At 32.8% G+C, this 18,527-nt stretch carries 19 protein-coding genes; 11 read left to right on the plus strand and 8 right to left on the minus strand.

The annotated features are described in order from the left end of the window. Positions 1 to 17 precede the first annotated feature (17 nt). The 4 genes from ACOQOS_RS20015 to ACOQOS_RS20030 all read right to left on the minus strand — a co-directional run bounded on the left by ACOQOS_RS20015 (position 18) and on the right by ACOQOS_RS20030 (position 4,585). Positions 18 to 677 carry a hypothetical protein gene (locus ACOQOS_RS20015; protein ID WP_420572255.1) on the minus strand — a complete coding sequence of 220 codons (660 nt, stop codon included), beginning with the start codon at positions 675 to 677 and terminating at the stop codon, positions 18 to 20. 372 nt (positions 678 to 1,049) lie between these two features. Continuing rightward, positions 1,050 to 1,331, minus strand: a complete 282-nt coding sequence (locus ACOQOS_RS20020) for a hypothetical protein (RefSeq protein ID WP_420572256.1) — start codon at positions 1,329 to 1,331, stop codon at positions 1,050 to 1,052. Between the two features lie 44 nt (positions 1,332 to 1,375). Beyond that, positions 1,376 to 3,220 carry a hypothetical protein gene (locus ACOQOS_RS20025; RefSeq protein WP_420572257.1) on the minus strand — a complete coding sequence of 615 codons (1,845 nt, stop codon included), beginning with the start codon at positions 3,218 to 3,220 and terminating at the stop codon, positions 1,376 to 1,378. Positions 3,221 to 3,412: 192 nt separating this feature from the next. After that, entirely contained in the window at positions 3,413 to 4,585 is a 1,173-nt protein-coding gene (locus ACOQOS_RS20030) for a metallophosphoesterase (RefSeq protein WP_420572258.1), read from the minus strand. Between the two features lie 207 nt (positions 4,586 to 4,792). Between ACOQOS_RS20030 and ACOQOS_RS20035 the strand changes: the two genes are divergently transcribed. Both ACOQOS_RS20035 and ACOQOS_RS20040 read left to right on the plus strand, forming a co-directional pair. Then, positions 4,793 to 5,620, plus strand: coding sequence for a sensor histidine kinase (locus ACOQOS_RS20035; RefSeq protein WP_420572259.1), 828 nt, complete (start codon positions 4,793 to 4,795; stop codon positions 5,618 to 5,620). 268 nt (positions 5,621 to 5,888) lie between these two features. Next, positions 5,889 to 6,593 (plus strand): LytR/AlgR family response regulator transcription factor, encoded by a 705-nt coding sequence (locus tag ACOQOS_RS20040; protein ID WP_420572260.1) that lies wholly within the window; start codon positions 5,889 to 5,891, stop codon positions 6,591 to 6,593. A gap of 28 nt (positions 6,594 to 6,621) precedes the next feature. Here the strand turns inward: ACOQOS_RS20040 and ACOQOS_RS20045 are convergent, their stop codons facing one another. The 4 genes from ACOQOS_RS20045 to ACOQOS_RS20060 all read right to left on the minus strand — a co-directional run bounded on the left by ACOQOS_RS20045 (position 6,622) and on the right by ACOQOS_RS20060 (position 8,745). Then, positions 6,622 to 6,999, minus strand: a complete 378-nt coding sequence (locus tag ACOQOS_RS20045; RefSeq protein WP_420572261.1) for a mCpol domain-containing protein — start codon at positions 6,997 to 6,999, stop codon at positions 6,622 to 6,624. Beyond that, positions 6,999 to 7,622 (minus strand): hypothetical protein, encoded by a 624-nt coding sequence (locus tag ACOQOS_RS20050; protein ID WP_420572262.1) that lies wholly within the window; start codon positions 7,620 to 7,622, stop codon positions 6,999 to 7,001. The genes ACOQOS_RS20045 and ACOQOS_RS20050 overlap by 1 nt, the downstream gene beginning before the upstream one ends. A gap of 102 nt (positions 7,623 to 7,724) precedes the next feature. Further along, positions 7,725 to 8,252: a hypothetical protein gene (locus ACOQOS_RS20055; protein WP_420572263.1), complete on the minus strand. Its 528-nt coding sequence runs from the start codon at positions 8,250 to 8,252 to the stop codon at positions 7,725 to 7,727. Between the two features lie 19 nt (positions 8,253 to 8,271). Further along, positions 8,272 to 8,745 (minus strand): hypothetical protein, encoded by a 474-nt coding sequence (locus ACOQOS_RS20060; protein ID WP_420572264.1) that lies wholly within the window; start codon positions 8,743 to 8,745, stop codon positions 8,272 to 8,274. A gap of 363 nt (positions 8,746 to 9,108) precedes the next feature. Here ACOQOS_RS20060 and ACOQOS_RS20065 point away from each other — a divergent pair, with 363 nt between their 5' ends. The 9 genes from ACOQOS_RS20065 to ACOQOS_RS20105 all read left to right on the plus strand — a co-directional run bounded on the left by ACOQOS_RS20065 (position 9,109) and on the right by ACOQOS_RS20105 (position 18,431). Beyond that, complete coding sequence (locus tag ACOQOS_RS20065) at positions 9,109 to 9,633, plus strand: DUF1697 domain-containing protein (protein ID WP_420572265.1); 525 nt, start codon at positions 9,109 to 9,111, stop codon at positions 9,631 to 9,633. Between the two features lie 534 nt (positions 9,634 to 10,167). Continuing rightward, the gene (locus tag ACOQOS_RS20070) at positions 10,168 to 10,572 is read left to right on the plus strand and encodes a RidA family protein (RefSeq protein ID WP_420572266.1); all 405 of its coding nucleotides are present in this window, start codon (positions 10,168 to 10,170) and stop codon (positions 10,570 to 10,572) included. An 8-nt stretch (positions 10,573 to 10,580) separates the two neighbouring features. After that, entirely contained in the window at positions 10,581 to 12,026 is a 1,446-nt protein-coding gene (locus ACOQOS_RS20075; protein ID WP_420572267.1) for an aldehyde dehydrogenase, read from the plus strand. Between the two features lie 74 nt (positions 12,027 to 12,100). Continuing rightward, positions 12,101 to 12,889, plus strand: coding sequence for an SDR family oxidoreductase (locus ACOQOS_RS20080; RefSeq protein WP_420572268.1), 789 nt, complete (start codon positions 12,101 to 12,103; stop codon positions 12,887 to 12,889). Between the two features lie 17 nt (positions 12,890 to 12,906). Beyond that, a complete protein-coding gene (locus tag ACOQOS_RS20085) occupies positions 12,907 to 13,362 on the plus strand; it encodes a hypothetical protein (RefSeq protein ID WP_420572269.1) in 456 nt (151 codons plus the stop codon). 263 nt (positions 13,363 to 13,625) lie between these two features. After that, on the plus strand, positions 13,626 to 14,210 hold the full coding sequence (locus ACOQOS_RS20090) for a hypothetical protein (protein WP_420572270.1): 585 nt from the start codon (positions 13,626 to 13,628) through the stop codon (positions 14,208 to 14,210). A gap of 271 nt (positions 14,211 to 14,481) precedes the next feature. Further along, positions 14,482 to 15,567 (plus strand): amidohydrolase family protein, encoded by a 1,086-nt coding sequence (locus ACOQOS_RS20095; RefSeq protein ID WP_420572271.1) that lies wholly within the window; start codon positions 14,482 to 14,484, stop codon positions 15,565 to 15,567. Between the two features lie 58 nt (positions 15,568 to 15,625). Beyond that, entirely contained in the window at positions 15,626 to 16,765 is a 1,140-nt protein-coding gene (locus ACOQOS_RS20100; protein ID WP_420572272.1) for a hypothetical protein, read from the plus strand. A 121-nt stretch (positions 16,766 to 16,886) separates the two neighbouring features. Beyond that, entirely contained in the window at positions 16,887 to 18,431 is a 1,545-nt protein-coding gene (locus ACOQOS_RS20105) for a peptide MFS transporter (RefSeq protein ID WP_420572273.1), read from the plus strand. The last annotated feature ends 96 nt before the right edge of the window (positions 18,432 to 18,527 follow it).

Consider the following 18,527-nt stretch of genomic DNA (forward strand, 5'->3'; position numbering starts at 1 on the left):
TGAATATCTTATATGTCTTACCAAAATTTCCACCATTTTTTGTTTTTGGTGATTTGTGAAGCGGCTTGTTGTGGTGAAATATGTCCCACAATATAATAATCGTCTCCAACAGCTTGTGGAGAAGCTGTAATGGTATCGTTGATGTTGATTCCAAAATTTTGATGCGGTTGATTTAGCAACTCACAACTAATAATATCATTTTCATACGCTTCTACACGAACCCAAATTAGCTCAGGTTGTAAATTTCCAATAGGAGGCAACAATACTTGAATATCATCAGGGAAACCTTCGGCTCTAAACTGATGAAATACCTCAGAAGTTCTAAACGGTTCTAAATTTGGCTTAGCATATACAGACATAATATCATTTGGCAGCTGTAAATCGAAATTAACAACTCCTTCTTCATTGAGTATAATAATTTCTCCAGCATCTATAAAGTCACTAAAACGACTTATAATACGTGTATCTCCTTCTAGAGGTGATTTTCTATACACAATATCGTCTTCAATGACATCAAAAAGTTTGATTACATCAAGTGTAATTCCTGCAGTATGATCTATATAAACATACCCAAATAAATGAGTTCCTGTAAACTCTCCAAGCAGTCTTGTAAAGTTTTCATCAAGATTGTTGATTCGAATCCAACGATTTGCCAATTGTATATGCGCGTCTTTCATAGGTGTATAAAGCTGTCGTATTTAAGGCTTCAATATACAGCTTTTACCATTTCGATTTGAATTTACTGTGTAAGCGTTCAGATTTTTCAATTTTTCTGAACGCTAACGTAATATACTTTTACAAGTGAAGAGAAGACAATACACTCATGATTATTCAAGTTCTTTCAGTTTCCCTTTCTTGAGTTCATCAAATACAAAACCTATTTTATACCTGCCAATTCTCCATTTGCCATCTTCAAACTTAAATTGCATAGGCGCATCAATATAAGGTCTGCGCTTTTCATACTCAGTTTCTAATTCTATATAAGTATAATGCTCACGAATAATTAGTAAATCTCTTTCTTCAGGAATATATTCAAAATCAAAAACATTTTAAGCATTGAGTACATCACAAATGTTTTCTTGTGTGAGGAGTTCTGTTAATTTTCGTCTAGGAGCTACAATACTTCCCATAACTCTTGCACTTGCATCTTCTTTGAATCGTTTCAATGTCCATTTAAAATAAGTATCTAAATAGTTACCATTAAGTTGCGCCATCGTTGCTTCAGTACGTTTTATCATATAAAGTCTTTCAACTTCATCTGTAAAATCGATAAGAACTTCTGCTGTTTTTGAACAAGTACAAAACTTTATTTTACGAGTTGGAGTACACATAATTGCTTAATATAAGTGTGAGAACCAAATATATGAATTGTAAACTATTTGCTTAGTGCTTTTATAATACGTTCTTCATTCAAAACGATATCTCTGAATAATACATGAGGAAACTTTTCGTATTTAGACTCTTTGAAAGCTTCGTGAATATTTAGTAATGTTGAAGCAGTTACTAATGATAAATTCATTTCTGTATCCATTTCACAATCAGTCACAAAATCATCACTAAATTCAGGCGCAACCAATAAAATTTTTAAAATGCGGAGATCGTTCTTTAAAGCAAGGTCTTGATAGGATTTTAATTGTCTTGAAACTGAACTAAATTTATTGTAACCTTTTTCTTTGCTAGTTTTGCATTCTACAATAATAATTTCATCATTAGCCAGGTTTAAAAGAATATCCATCATATCCTTTTTTGTGTTTACTTGTTTTTTTAATTCTTCATCAACATTAAAACCTAAACCAGTAAAAATGATTTTTGTCAAATCTTCAAATTTTGATCCAAGTTCACTTTCTTTAATAACAATTCCGTTTTCTTTGAGCGTATTTAAATCTCTATACGCAACATTTTCATAATTTTCTAAATAGAGGTTCTCTACATCTTTATAATGCTCCAATATATTTAGAATATTATCACCTCGCTGCTTAATTCCGTTATCTGTAATGAACTTTTTCAAATCATCTTTAAAGATTAAATCTAAAATATCACGAGGTTTTATATTGTAATCGAGTAAGAAATCAGCTTTTAGAACAAATTCATTCTGTAACTCAAATTGTTTTCTGATTTGAGTATTTAGTTTTGGTAATGACTCGTTCAATTCAGTCAGCATTTTATCAAAACCATCAATGGAAATTCCAACCTTTTCATCACGTTCAACATTTTCAAAATGATTAATTAGATTATTGATTTTATCATCCAAAGTAACTCCTTTTAAATGTTTAATGTTCAAACCTTTTTCACAAAGCTCATTGAGTTTCTTTTTTCGTTCGTTTAATGTGCTTCCATTCTTGTATATATCATCATAAAGAAGATTAGAGAAAGAAACACCTTCTTTTATAATTTCTTCAATCTTTTCTGAATACAATAACTTTCTATCAATATTATGTTGCCTTGCAATTTGATTAATAATTGGTTCGCGCAATAGTTTTAAAGTTCTTCTATAAAACTTTTCAGCTACTTCTTTTTCGCGTACTTTTCGTAAAATACGAACCATTTCATCGGCAACATACATCGTATTTTCTTTATTCGAATAAAAAATGATTCCAATGTTTTTTAGACTTTTAATTACGTCTTGAATGTCCATTTTATTAATTGGAAGAATACTATAATTAATCAATTTAACTTCTTCTTGAGAAAGTCCTAATTGTTTGGACAATGTAAGCATAATAGAGAGTTCGTCAGAAGTTATTTTAGAATCTCTATTATTATCTACATCATTGTGATATGCTGTGTCTAAGCATGATTTATAAATTATATAATCTCTTTTGCGAGCTGTTGATAGTTCAGATTTGTCGTTCTTAAAATCTTTATTCAAATTCTTAATTCTAGACTTTAAATGTTTTATCTCTGTTTCATATAATCTTGAGAACCAATCTTGTTTCATGATACAGTTTCCATCACGAATAATAATATCAATCAAGATATCTAACTGTGATGTAATCTCCTGAAATTCACATTTTACATGTGCTTGAAACTCATCTGAAACTAAAGCGAAAATTTTGGCTATATTTTCATTATCAACAGACTTCAAACCTTTATCAGATGAACTTAAAATTAGATCAATTTGTTTATGGTTTTTTGGATCTTTAGAAATGATTTGATCAATTACTTTAATGAATGAATTCTTCTCAATAGAACCAAGTTTGTCTAAGATTTTATCTAGTTTCATTTAATGTATAGTTTTATGTAAACTTAAATGAAACTAGACTGAATTTTTTACGGTTTTCCGCAATTGGATGAAAAGTAAGGTGATAATTTGTATATGAATTGTAAACTATTTGCTGAGTGCTTTTATTTGCATTAATCAAGAAAACAAAACTATAATCCATTCTAAGATATAATAAAGTAATAAAACCATCTCCTACAACATTTCTCGAGTTCCATCATACAACAAACGATACATAACATCATTTTCAATCAATACACCTTCTGATTGTCCATTAGGCCAACTTTTATTGTAATCTTTAGGGTGATGTACATCAATAGCAATGACTTTTCCATTGAAAAATGATTGTACTTTCGATTGTAATGTGTGTCCAACTACTACCGATTTTGCTTTGAAAGTCTCCAACTGAGAATCTATTTGTGCTTGCGACAAATCCGCTTTAAAGTAACCGCGATACCAAGAAATACCTTTGCGTGTTGAGGTTAGCAATTGCGCAGGTGTTTTTTCTGGTTGTGGAAAATAGGCTGTATAATAATGTGTTCGTGAAATCTCATTTATTTCATCTAATGATAAATTTAATTCAGCAACTTCAGGATGAATGCCACCATGTACAAAAATATGTCCGTTTATTTTTTCAATAGCATTTTTGCTCGATAACCATTTTCCTAAAAATGATTCCTGACTGTACAAATCGTGCTGTTGCTTGTTTAAAATAGCCGAAACTGCCAAGTATTTTTGAGAAGCCGCACCAAACTTTGCTTGCATGTTTTTTAATTCATGATTTCCGATGATAAAATGTACCAAACCACCATATTTTTTAGCTTCTTGCTCCAATTTATAGACAAACCATAACACTTGTGTTGTGGAAAATCCGCGATCTACAAAATCGCCCACCAACACCAAATGTCCTTTTCCAAAGATCCAATGTAAATCTGTATCGATTACTTTTTGTTGAATTAGAAAATCGCGAAACGTTTTAAAGCCACTTTCAATGTCTGAAATCGCTACAATAGGATTGCCGTCATTGTACTCGCTTTGAGGTGTTTCAATCGTAGTGTTAATGGTGAAATTGAAAGCAGTATCTTCTAAGGGAAAATAACAACGTCCAGGAATTTCACTTTGAACGGCATAGTTTTTCTTTGTAGTGTAAAATCCATCGTTTTTGTTTCCTCTGAGATAATTCACGCTAAGTGTAGAATCATTTTCATAAAAAACATACGGACCTTCTTGATCAAGATTCATGCGAGATGGATGATCTCCATAATGTAGTGATGCGCCATGATACAAACCAAAACCAATGGCAGTAATGGTTAAAAATAGAAAAGTTAAAAAGATGTGTTTTAGATAACGTAAAATTCGTTTTTTCATGATGATATGTGTTTAATTGTTTCCACAAACCTACAAGTGACATCTTGCGTAAAAAAGCTTTTGGGGTAAACGACTTACAATGTGTGATACAATTATTTTTTTTGTGGTTGAAGTGATTTCATCACACATTTTGATCAAAAGAACATCAGATTTTGGTCGTTTGTCAACTTCTTTTGCGGACGTATGGTTTTCAATTACATTTGTAGCATGTCATTCAAAAAACACTACAAACGCATCCTCGTATTCATAGGAATTACGATTTTATTATATCCTTTGGTCATTTCCATTATTGAAGTGATGACTTCTAAGAAAAATTCAGTCATCTTTTTAGAAGGTTATCATCCTACAATTAGTATTGGGATTTTTACATTGTATATCATTTTATTCTTTTCCTTGCTCAGCTTCGGCGTGTATTGGTTAGTAAAACAAATTAAAGCTACGTTGACGTTAAAAAATGAACAACAAAAAATGGAAGTCTCGCATTTGCAAAGTCAGGTGAATCCGCATTTCTTCTTCAATATGTTGAATAATTTATACGGCTTGGTAGCTAAAGATTCAAAGAAAGCACAAGCGTTGATTTTGAAACTGTCTGATATGATGCGCTACAGCATTTACGACGGACAGAAAAGTAGTGTAACAGTTGCCGAAGAAGTCGGTTATTTAAAAAACTACATTGAACTCCATAAAATGCGTTACCACAAAGAAATTGATGTAGCATTCAATGCGCATATTCAAAATGAAGAAAGCAAAGTAATGCCTTTATTATTTATTATTTTGTTGGAAAATGCTTTTAAGCATGGCGTGGAAAATTTATATGAAGTCGCTTTTGTAAAAGTAAATTTAATTGCGAATCAAGATGAAATTCATTTTGCAGTTGAAAATAACTTTGATGAAGCTTCAGTTGCCACAGAAAAAGGCATCGGATTGAAGAATTTGAAAAGAAGACTCGAATTGGTATATCCTAAAAAACATTCATTATCTTTTTCAAGTCAAGACGGTATATACAAATCACAACTAACTATTCAGCTTTCATGATTTATTAGTTGTTTGAGTTGGATTGTGTTTTCTCTTTTTCCGCAGTATAGTAATTGTTTTCTGTTAAAAATTTTTGAAGCCTTGGAGAAAATTTAGGAAAACAATTACGGTTCTAGTTTTCGATAGAAAAACTAGAAATACCTCTGGAAAAATTCCCTTTCTTTTGTTTCTTTTCTTTGGGAAAGCAAAGAAAACGAAAATGAAAAGAAGTAATTTAGTATTTAACAAAACAGTTTTACGATGTACTCAAAATTTTAATTGAAAAAACATGGCAAGCATAAGCTATTTAATAATTGACGACGAACACATGGCACACGATATCATAAAAGGATATTGTGACATATTGCCAAATATGGAATTGAAAAAGCATTGTTACAACGCTTTGGAAGCGATGGAATATTTAAATGAACATACTGTCGATTTGATTTTTCTTGATTTAAACATGCCCAAACTGAAAGGTTTTGATTTCTTAAAAACCTTAGCACATCCGCCAAAAGTTATTGTAACTACGGCATATCAAGAATATGCTTTGGAAGGTTATGAATTGAATATCTCTGATTATTTACTAAAACCATTTTCCTTTGAACGTTTTTTGAAAGCAATCAACAAAACGGTAAGTGTAATGCCAAAAAGTCAAACTACAGTAGTAGAGAAACAATCTGAAGCTTCGCAAAGTATTTTCCTAAAAGCGCAAAACAAATATGTACAAGTTTTTACTGATACAATCTTGTATATAGAAGCTTCAGGAAACTATACCAAAGTAGTTACAGATATGGAAACTATTACCATTCGTGAAAAGTTTTCAGAGGTAATAGCATTATTGCCAACAGTAAACTTTTTGCAGGTGCATAAATCGTTTGCAGTTGCTGTAAAGAAAATAAAAAGTATAGAAGGCAATCGTATTTTTATGGGCGAACATGTGATTCCAATAGGAAAAATGTATAAGGTGAATGTAAATGGATTGATCCGTTAAGATTTGATATCTAAGTACTAATAAAATATTATTTTTTTAAGGTAATTATTATATTGTTTTTACCTGAAAGTTTAGCAATTCTTAAATTTTTGAGGGCAGAAGAGACTGTATTTCCTATACCAATACTTAATGTAAAACCAGAATTTTTTTCAAAATTTTTCGCAATATTTTTTATGAAGTTAAAATCATAGTTTGATGTATTAATTGAAAATAATATGTCATCACAGCCAATTAATAATATTTCTATATCATTTTTTGATTTTAAGACATTGAGAATATTATTAATATTTGTTTGTACTTTATTATGAATTTTTTGTGCAGTAATGTAATCATTTTTGAGTAGTGACAATTCAATATTGTCTCCAATATTATCAGCGTCTAAACGAATATATATGTTTTCCTCCATTATTTTTTTAATGATTTAGCGTCTTCAAATGAATCAACAGTTGATTTAGAAATAAAGCAAACATTTATTTTTCCTTTTGTTTTTCTATTACTCCAGTATTTACCTTGTAACTTTCTAACTTTAGAGTCTATTAGTTTAAGTTCGGCAGCTCCTTCTTGTAAGACTTTATCATCTTCTTGACTAGTTTCTTTTCTGTAAAGATAAGCTACATTTTTTAAGCCTTTTTCTTTTTGTAAAGAAAAAGTCTCAGAGTAAGAAGTGCCAGTAAAAGATTTAGTGAAAGTTGTAAAATGAATACTAAGAAAGCTTTGTCTAATTATTATGTAAAATTCAATATCACCAATAACTTTATGATCTTTATCTTTCCAATTAGATTTTAGAATTCCTCCCCATGTGCCATTAATATTCGGTCGATAGAATATCTTTCTAAATCCCCAAACTTTCCAACCGATTGAAAAAAAGAAAGTCCAAAATATTGTTGTTGTTGATATACCAAAACTAATGGCCCTAATGCTTTCTTCTAAGTTAAATTCTTTTTTTAAAACTATTATGTATAATATACTTACTACTATTGATAGAATAATAGAGATCGTGATTAATAATTTTAATTCTTCTTTTTTCATTCGATTTTTTTGACTGTATTGATAAAAATAAGATAAAGATTGTAGATAAGCAATGTAATTTCTTAAATCTACAAATGTATATAATGTGAATGAATTGATCCGTTAAGCTTCAGCTTCGTATTTCTCAAAAACGATTTTTCCAGTAGAATCATCTGATGCATAAGAAATCCATTGAAAATTACAAATAGTGCATTCAAGCAACGTTGGGTTGTAATAACCATCATGCAAAGTTTTCATCTCTTTCAAATGTGTCGTTTCTGGAGCTATTTTAAATTTATGTAAAAGCTCACAATCGCAAATAGCTGTTGACCTTTTTTTAGCATCTTCATACTCTAAATTCAAAGTGAAATCATACAAACGAGCAGCAATCAATTCCTTATTTATAATAGTATACAAACTACTTTCAATAGGTAATTCTCGAAAGAGGTTTGAATGCAATCGAATCATTGCAATTACGGCAGCAAAATCAATTCCATTCAATTCGTACTCTTTTCTGACAATCTCGTCAAATTCACTGAACAACATTTTCCAATCACTTGCTTGTTTTCGTACATTAAGTTTATTGAAATTTTCCCAGTTAAAATTCAAAATAGAATTAAAATAATTTTCAAGTTTTTCGTGAAAGGTCATTTTGAAATTATTTTAGTATTTAATTAGATAAATCATTCTTTATTTCTTCAAACCATTCTTTATATACATCTTCTGATTGATAACTATCTTCAGTGTTATTAGACCAAATTAGGTCATACTGAAAGTTGTATTTTACTTCTTCAGATGCAGCGAAAAATTGAATTTTGATTTGTGTGGGTATCTGTTGATCATATGACTCAAAAATAGTTTTCAACTTTAATAAAAAATCCGTGCCAGATTGTTGTATACCTATTTGTGATTCGTAGTCATCTTTATCTTTTATTTGACCAATACGAAACAATTCATTATGGATTTGAAAAAATACCTTAAAAGAATACCAACCTTCCTCAATACTACCAATAGCATAAATAACTTCGAGCGCTTCTGCTTCGTGATCGTTTAAAAAATCATGACATTCTTTTACTATGTTGCCAACTTCATTAAATACATCCTCGTGAAATTTCGGATTATCTGTTTTGTAATTATAGTTCATGTATAAACGATTGTTATTCTAAGTAAATGTAACACAAAGATTGTACATGCACAATTTGCTAGGAAATAAGCTGACTTTCGCTCTTGAGAATTCGAAATAAAAGTCGTTGGAAAGCTTCTCGTTATATTGCGAGAAGCTTTCTAACCCATTTGAAAGGCTTCTGCAGACTTGCGAGAAGCTTTCCAACACGTTTGAAACGTTCCTGCAGCGCTGCGAGAAGCTTTTCAACGCATTTGAAACATTCCTGCAAACCTACGAGAAGCTTTTTTGTAATTAAGAAAAGAATAGGCGACGATCAGTTAACGTTCATACAAAACAATTCCTTCAAAAAATGTATCTTTGAAACAGACATAACCAATCAACATGATCTACATTGCTATCTTACGCGGAATCAACGTTTCTGGAAGTAAAAAACTGCCGATGGCCGAACTCCGAACATTACTTTCTAAGCTAGGTTATACGGATGTTCAAACTTATATCCAAAGCGGAAATGTTATATTCATATCAGAAGAAAACGATCAAGAAAAACTAGCGAATCAAATCTCGGAAGCCATCAAAGCACAATATGATTATGAAGTGCCAGTTTTAGTCAAAACCATTACGCAGTGGAAAACGGCGATTGCCAACAATCCATTTACAACAGAAGATATCTCAAAACAAGCCATTACATTTTTGGCAACAATTCCAAAAGAAACAACCATAGAAATTGATAGCAAAGATGATCGTTTCAAAATTATTGATTCGGAAGTATATCTCTATTGTCCAAATGGTTTCGGACGTAGTAAATTGACAAACAATCTTTTTGAGCGTAAACTAAAAACACAAGCTACTACCAGAAACTGGAAAACGATTTATAAATTACTCAATCTCGCAGAAGCAATGGAGTAAAATTATTAAATGCTGAATTTTAAATAACAAACCAAGCGTAATTCGTGTAAATGAAAAAGTCAAGAATAAGCAAAAAAACAATTCGTGAATTCGTGGCAGATATATTTTTCAACGAAACTAACATGTTAAATGCTAAATGTTGAATTTTAAATTATAAACAGAGCGTAATTCATGTAAATAAAAAAGTTAAGAGTAAGTAAAAAAACAATTCGTGACAAATATATTTTTCAAAGAAACTAACATGCTAAATGCTGAATTTTAAATTATAAACCAAGCGTAATTCGTGTAAATAGAAAAGTCAAGAGTAAGTAAAAAAACAAATTCGTGAATTCGTGACAAACATATTTTTCAACGAAATTAAAATGTTGAATGTCAAATACTAAATTTTAAATTATAAACCGAACGTAATTCGTGCAAATAGAAAGTCAAGAGTAAGTAGAAAAACAATTCATGCATTCGTGACAAATACATCTTTGAATTATGAATGAGTAAATTGACAAATCAACAGAATAACAAATAGACAAACAACAAACAATGCAAGAAAAAAAAGTAACACCAAGAGGCGCATATCCACACACAAAACGCGTGGGCGATTTTATATTTGTATCAGGAACAAGTTCGAGAAGACCAGATAATACAATTGCAGGTGTTGATATTATTGACGACATGGGAACGAAGCATTTAAATATTGCTACGCAAACTCGTGAAGTATTAAAAAATATAGACAAAAATTTACAAAGTGTAGGAGCAAGCTTAGCTGACGTTGTTGATGTGACTTCGTTTTTAGTGAATATGAATGATTTTGCTGGATACAATGCTGCCTATGGAGAGTTCTTTGACAAAACTACTGGACCAACGCGTACTACAGTTGCTGTACATCAATTGCCGCATCCTGATTTGGTCGTTGAAATCAAAGTAGTAGCATACAAAAAACAATAATTGATAGTATGAAAAAGATTCTAAACTATATCAACGGAAGTTATGTTGAACCAAAAAGTAACGAATGGATCGACAATTACAATCCGTCAAACGGAGAAGTATATGGGCAAATTCCAAACTCATCGGCAGCAGATGTAGAAGCAGCCTATCAAGCAGCCAATGCAGCTTTTCCAAATTGGTCGGCAACAACACTAGATGAGCGAAGCCGAATACTCAATAAAATAGCTACTCTCATTGAAGAAAACCTATCCGATTTAGCATACGCAGAATCTTTAGACAATGGAAAACCACTAAGTTTAGCCACGCGTATCGATATTCCAAGAGCTACAAGTAACTTCAAGTTTTTTTCACAAGCCATTACACAATTCTCTAGCGAAGCCCACGAAAGTATTGGACTCAACGCAATGAATTTTACCTTACGGCAATCTATTGGAGTTGTAGGTTGTATTTCACCTTGGAATTTACCCTTATATCTCTTTACGTGGAAAATTGCGCCAGCATTGGCTACAGGAAACACAGTGGTAGCAAAACCAAGCGAAGTAACACCAATGACAGCCTATCTATTAGGCGAAATTTGTACCAAAGCAGGTTTGCCTAACGGAGTATTAAACATCGTTCATGGTTTAGGACATACTACAGGACAAGCCATTACAGAACATCCACACATAAAAGCAATTTCATTTACAGGCGGAACAGCAACTGGCGCGCATATTGCCAGAACTGCAGCACCAATGTTTAAAAAGCTTTCGCTGGAATTAGGCGGAAAAAACCCAAACATCATATTTGCCGATTGTGATTATGATGAAATGCTCAAAGTAACGGTACGATCTTCATTTGCGAATCAAGGTCAAATCTGTTTATGTGGATCACGCATTTTTGTAGAAAGAAGTATCTATAACAAATTTAAAACCGACTTTGTAACTCGTGTGAAACAACTCAAAGTTGGAAATCCATTTGATGAAACAACCAAAGTTGGAGCATTAGTTTCCAAACAACACTTAGAAAAAGTAAAATCATACATAAACATTGCTCAAGAAGAAGGCGGAACCATTTTATGTGGAGGAAATGAAGTTACGGTAACCGGTTTTGAAAATGGTTATTACTTAGAGCCGACTGTTATCGAGGTAAAAACGGATCAATGTCGTGTAAATCAAGAAGAAATATTTGGTCCAGTAGTAACCATTATGCCGTTTGATACGGAAGAAGAAGTATTGGCAATGGCAAATGGTGTGCGTTATGGATTATCTTCTACGTTATGGACAAACAACCTAAACCGTACGATGCGCATGTCTAAGCAATTAGAAGCTGGAATTGTTTGGGTAAATACTTGGTTAATGCGTGATTTGCGTACACCTTTCGGAGGAATGAAAAACTCAGGCGTTGGTCGTGAAGGTGGCATGGAAGCATTACGATTCTTCACCGAACCGAAAAATATATGTATCAAATACTCGTGATTTGAAATTATAAATGTTGAATTTTAAACACCAAACACCAAACACCAAACACCAAACATCTCAATACCAAATAAATGAATCTAAACTTACAACATAAAAACGCACTTGTTTGCGGAAGTACACAAGGAATAGGAAAAGCAGCAGCGCAAGAATTAGCAAATCTTGGAGCCAACGTTACATTGACGGCAAGAAATGAAGAAAAACTAAAAAATGTACTTTCAGAATTAGATACTTCCAAAGGACAAAAACACAGTTACATTGTAGCAGATTTCCAAGATCCTGACGGATTGCGTTCAAAAATAGAAGCATATATTTCAGAAAATCACTCGTTTCATATCTTAATTAACAATACAGGCGGACCTGCAGGCGGACCCGTTTTTAATGCAAAAGTAGATGAGTTTGAGCGTGCATTTACGCAACATTTAAAATGTAATCATGTCCTAGCGCAAAGTGTTGTAGGAGGAATGAAAGCAGCAAACTATGGACGTATTATTAACGTAATATCTACTTCTGTAAAACAACCATTAGACGGTTTGGGAGTTTCCAATACAATTCGTGGAGCAGTTGCCAATTGGTCAAAAACCCTAGCCAATGAATTAGGACAATTTGGAATTACAGTCAACAATGTATTGCCAGGTGCTACAGCAACAGAACGTCTTTCAGAAATCATAAAAAATAAAGCAGCAAAAACAGGAAAATCTATCGATGAGGTAAGCGCAGCAATGAAAAACAGTGTGCCTGCAAAACGTTTTGCTAAACCAGAAGAAATTGCCAATGCTATTGCTTTCCTGGCAAGTGAAGCGGCTTCGTACATTAATGGAATCAATGTGCCTGTAGATGGCGGACGTACAAAATCTCTGTAAAACAAACATAATGTTGTATGGATAGAGGGCTAAGACGAAGTATTTTTATGTCATATCTTATTGGCGCACCAATAGGACTTTTTGTGGTCTTTGCTACCATTTTAATTCCTCCTTTTCTAGGAGCTGGAATGTTTACAATTGCTTTACTCGCAGTATACGGATTACCAACTGTAGGACTTGTGTTAGCATTTTTAGTTTCACTTTGGATAGGAGGAAAAATAGCTTACAAAAACATAGTAAAAGGAACATCATTACTGTTAACCTCTTTAAAATACTCAACTATTGTAAACCTGATCATTTGGACAGTTTTTTGTTTAGTGTTAGTGCTAACCTTTGAAAAAGAAAAAGCATTGATTTTATTTCCTGCAATTGTAGCCTTTTTTGTGTGTACAATCCTCACAACATTTTCTATTGGACTTTTAATCTCATACACCATCAAAAAAACGTATGAAAAAGCTAAAATGTCAGTTTGAGCATTGCTGAAAGCACCGAGCGAAGCTCACGAGAACACTTTGAAACGGAAGGCAAGAACATATTGAAAACAAAGCATCTCGACTGCGTTCGATATGACAAGAGAAGATAGATATAAAATCTTACAGTAGTAAAAGTAAAACTACTTGACTTTAACATTTTTTCTTCGTTCTTCTATGAAAGTGTTAAAAAATCCTTAAATTAGGAAACAGAAAACCACTTTTGCAGTGTGTAACGCATTGCAGACTAATAAACTAACCATCATATGAACAGAAGAAACTTTATTGTATCTAGTGTAATGGGTGCAGGTGCGCTCTCGATGTTTCCTAGCTCAGCATTAGCCTCAAACAACGGAATTTCCTTAACTAGTATTGGAAAAGGATTTACCCGTTTGTTAAGTACCGTTGAACACATTTCAATTTCTAATTTATCAAGTAGTGTTGTGAATGCTCACAAACGATTGACAACTGCTTTAGATAAAGAAGGCTACATCTACAACGCTGCTGAAGTAGTAAAATTAAACAGCTCGTGCTTTGCAATTCCGCTTCACAAAAAACCAATATTAGGTTTTGATAGCAAAGAATTAGCACTCATTGTAAAAAACAATGGCGCAAGCAAATTTTACATCTTAAATGAAAAATTAGCTACTGAGTTCTCAGAATTGGTTGAGAATTTCAGTCAAAATGCTGAATCGCACGCATTAGATTTGGACGCAGCTTCTTTTGCGTTTCCTGTAAAAGTTATTGCGCAAAAACAAGGAAGAGAAACTACATTTGCCTACCAAAATAAATTTAACAACAACATTACACTGAAAAGTGCTCGAAAAATGTCAGCAGTTGTTATAAGTTAAGCAAATAACCAACCATATATATAACTAGCCTTTGTACTTTTTTGATAGTTCAGAAAAGAATGAAGGCTAATTTTTTTCAACAGATCTATATTAAAGTGTTAAATACAACACAAATTCTATAAGAAATGCTATTTTTATAGGATTAATTTCGCGTGAAGGATAGAGGCATTGTTGAAGCTCCTCGTAGAGAGCGACTGCCGAAAGCCTGACCTTGTGTAAACGTAGCAGAGCGAAAGTATTACAGAAGGACACGCCCAAAAACAACACAACCTTGAAACGAAAACTGCGTATAAACGGACACTCACATTTGTTACCTTATCCTGAACAAATTCCTCAGTTTATGAAGGAAAAAAAGATTTTTTGGGTAGATGACGAACGTAAATACATGCTGCAAGACGATTGGAAACGTCCTGTAACAGATTCTAGTTTTTTCTTAAATGAAAAGTTAGACTGGATGGCACGAAATAAAATTGATCATGCAGTCATTTTGAACCTATCACAATTATATGGAAATGGTTTGCGCTTAGAAGCAATGAAGCATGCATTGCGATTTCAAAATGATTTTAATGCAAAAGTGCAACAAGATCATCCATCAAAATTTACTTGCGGATTTGTAGTGCATCCAGGTTTTATACATGGTGCTTTGTGGGAAATAGAACGTTGCGTAGAAGATTTAGGATTGCGTGTTTTGTGCCTGCCAACTCATTTTATGGATTCTATTGGACAATGGCGATCTGTGTTTGATGAAGAAAATGATCCGATTTTTGAATTGGCAAATAAATATAAATTAGCCATCGAAATTCACCCGTACGATGGCGATAAAATGATTAAGTTGCAAAATGTAAACTGGCGTTTTCACTTAATTTGGATGTTGGCCCAATGTGGTGATGCCTATCATTTTTATACGCTGAACGGAATGCAAGAGCGTTTTCCAAATATTAGAACTTGTTTTGCGCATGGAGGACAATTGGCGCAAATGAATTTGGGACGACGTATTCAAGGATTTGATGGACGACCAGATTTGTTTGAAGGAAAAGTACATCCACGAAAGGCTGTTGGACATCCAAATATTTATTTTGATACGCTTGTACACGATACCGATTCTTTTAAGTTGATGGTAGAACGTCAAGGGAACAATCAAATTATTATGGGACTTGACGATCCGTACCCTTTAGGAGAAATGGAAAGTGATGCACAATCTTCATATCCTGGAAAGTTGCTCGATTTAGCAATGGAGCGCGATATTATTGATCAAAATCAATACGACGATATTTGGGAAGATAATGTACTTCGATGGTTGTTTGGCGATGATGAAGCCGCTAAGAAAGACTTAGTTCGTAAAATTTTAGGCGAATAGTTTTTTAATTTAAAAATTTGAAAGTGTGTCAATTTTATAATCAATTTCACACCAGTATATGACAGAAGTAGAACAGTTTCATAACCTCGCGCATATTTTTATTTCCTTCATTGGAGCTATTTTGCTGTTGGCAATTTACTCTAATATTCGGAAGCGTTTTCGACAGATTTTAGAAGAAGACGAATCGCAAAAACGTGTAGATAGTGGACTGTTGTACTTAAGTTTGGCAATGTTTGTTTGGGTAGGATCTGGAATTTGGGCGTATACATCCAAACGGTTTGGATTCTCTGAAACAATGACGTATCAAATAGGAGTAAACTTGCTTTCTATTGTGAACAATTTGTTTCTACTGATGGCACTTTTTTACTTTTATTACGCACCAAAGTTCATCTATAACAACACAAAAAACATTAAAATTATTATAGGAATTATCATAGTGGTAGCTTCTGTAACACTTTTAATGGCGGGCGTTTTTGGCGAGAATAATATACGTTTTGGAATTAAATGGAATGCGGTTCCCGATTTAGTATTGTCAGGCTTTTTATGTTTTTTACTATTAATTTCTTTTTACAAAACCTTTCTGCATCGCGGTTTGAAATTGGTTGCCATGATTTCCGTAGTTATTATGGTTTTAATCTTTGTTTCTCAACTGCCAGAAATCTTTTTGAATAGTACGAACGAATTCACAACCTTACTCATCAAAATTATTGCAAAAACATCACTGATATCATTGTTTTTAGTGTTGGCAACAAGTTGGGTGATTCAATTGGCAAATACGCCGCGACCAAACGAAATGCGTATTAAGTTTTTAGATTGGTCATTGATTCAATTAAGCATTCCATCCAAAAATATTAATACGGCAGAAGTAGATTTTGGATCTAAAACGACACAGTATAAAAATCTATTAAAATTTGCCATTCGTCGTGCAAATGCTCAAGGTGATTTGCAAAGTATTTTGGTAAGTTCTGGAGGCGAAATAAAGAATCAAACCTATCTCACTAGAATCATAGAAAACATTAATGAAATATTGCAGTTAGATACTGATCAACAATTGGAACGTAGAGATTTATTTACGTTTTTGGGCGAAGGAAAATACCGATTGCGAATGATTCCTGAAAATATTTCTATTGATGAAGGTTTGTTGCATGAATTCGTGCAAAGTGCTGAAAACAGTGAATATTCCTCAATTTGTAATTAATTGTGACTTACTCACAATTCTACACAACTTGTTATTTTTTACTATACTTTACTACATGACTTCTTTTTAGAAGCCGCTAGAAACATATTTGTCTTGTTATTAATTTTTAAAGACAATACATATGTCAGTTTCAACAGTTTCCGATACACGATTCGGACATCCTAAAGGTTTATTTTATTTATTTTTTGCAGAACTCTGGGAACGTTTTTCGTTCTACGGAATGAAAGCTTTATTGATACTTTACATGACCAAACAGTTATTGTTTAGTGATGATATGTCCATTGGAATTTTTGCTGCGTATATGTCATTAGTATATGTAACTCCTGTTTTGGGCGGAATTATTGCCGATCATTATATCGGATATAGAAAAGCTATTTTCCTTGGCGGAATTTTGATGGCTTTGGGACATTTTTTCCTGACAATAGAATTGCCTGTATTTTTTTATGGTTCGCTTGCGCTGATCATCGTTGGAAATGGATTTTTTAAACCAAATATTTCCACATTTGTAGGCGCATTATACAAGGAAGAAGATAAACGTCGCGACGCCGGATTTACCATATTTTACATGGGAATCAATATTGGTGGCGCTGTGGCTCCTTTATTATGTGCTTGGTTTGCCGAAGTATATGGATGGCATTATGGTTTCATGTTGGCAGGCTTAGGAATGTTATTAGGATTGTTCTACTTTTACCGTGGAACGAATAAAAATGTATTTCAAGACAAAGGAAAAGTTCCTAATCAGAAGGTATATGATGAAAAGTTTTTAGGGTTTAACAAAGGACAATTGGTTTGGTTTGGCGCTTTTTTAGCAGTTCCTGTTTTTGCTTTAATTATTCGGTTCAATCAATACGAACATTATATCGTTTGGATTGCCACAATCGCTATTACGATCATGATGATTTACATATACCGTTCTGTCGGAACCATTGCGAGAAAGCGATTATTAGTCACCGCGTATTTTACGATTTTAATGTCCTTATTCTGGGCGATTTTTGAACAAGCAGGAAGTTCTTTGACACTTTTTGCAGATAGAAATATCAACCTTGTAGGATTAAATGCGGCACAAACAAACAGTATTAATTCTGGATTTATCATTTTATTGGCGATTCCGTTTTCTTGGTTATGGACCATTTTAATTAAGAAAAATAAAAACCCAAATTCAGCTATTAAAGCAGGTTTAGGACTGTTTCTATTAGGTGTAGGTTTTATTGTTTTTGCAATGTCTGCAAATTCGGTTGATAGTGTTGCCAAAACACCAATGTGGTATTTATTTGTTGGGTATTTTATTCTTACAGTAGGAGAGTTGTGCATTTCTCCAATTGGTTTGTCGAAAATGACAGAACTCTCTCCAAAAAAGTATTTAGCTTTTATTATGGGAGTTTTCTTTTCGGCATCTTTTTACGGACATTTTTTTGCTGGAAAGATCGCGAAGTTAACCACAGTGTCTGATGAAGAAAATATGTTTGCCAGCGGAATTTTTGGACAAATCACAGAAGCTGTTACAGGATTGACTTCTAGTTTTTCTGGACCGAATCAAATAGCTTTTGAACAATTATATCAATATGTATCTGTATATGCTGTTTTTGGCGTTTTAACGGCTGTAATAGGAATAATTGTGATGATCATATCACCTTTTATTAAAAAGTTGATGAGTGGCGTTCATTAATCAAAATATGGAAAATTGTTTTCTTAAGTGTCATTCATTAATCAAAAAAGCCTCGCAATTTGCGAGGCTTTTCAAGATTTAGAACTATTACTTTGA

Origin of the sequence: Kordia sp. (assembly GCF_965224175.1) — a bacterium.
Lineage (GTDB): Bacteria > Bacteroidota > Bacteroidia > Flavobacteriales > Flavobacteriaceae > Kordia.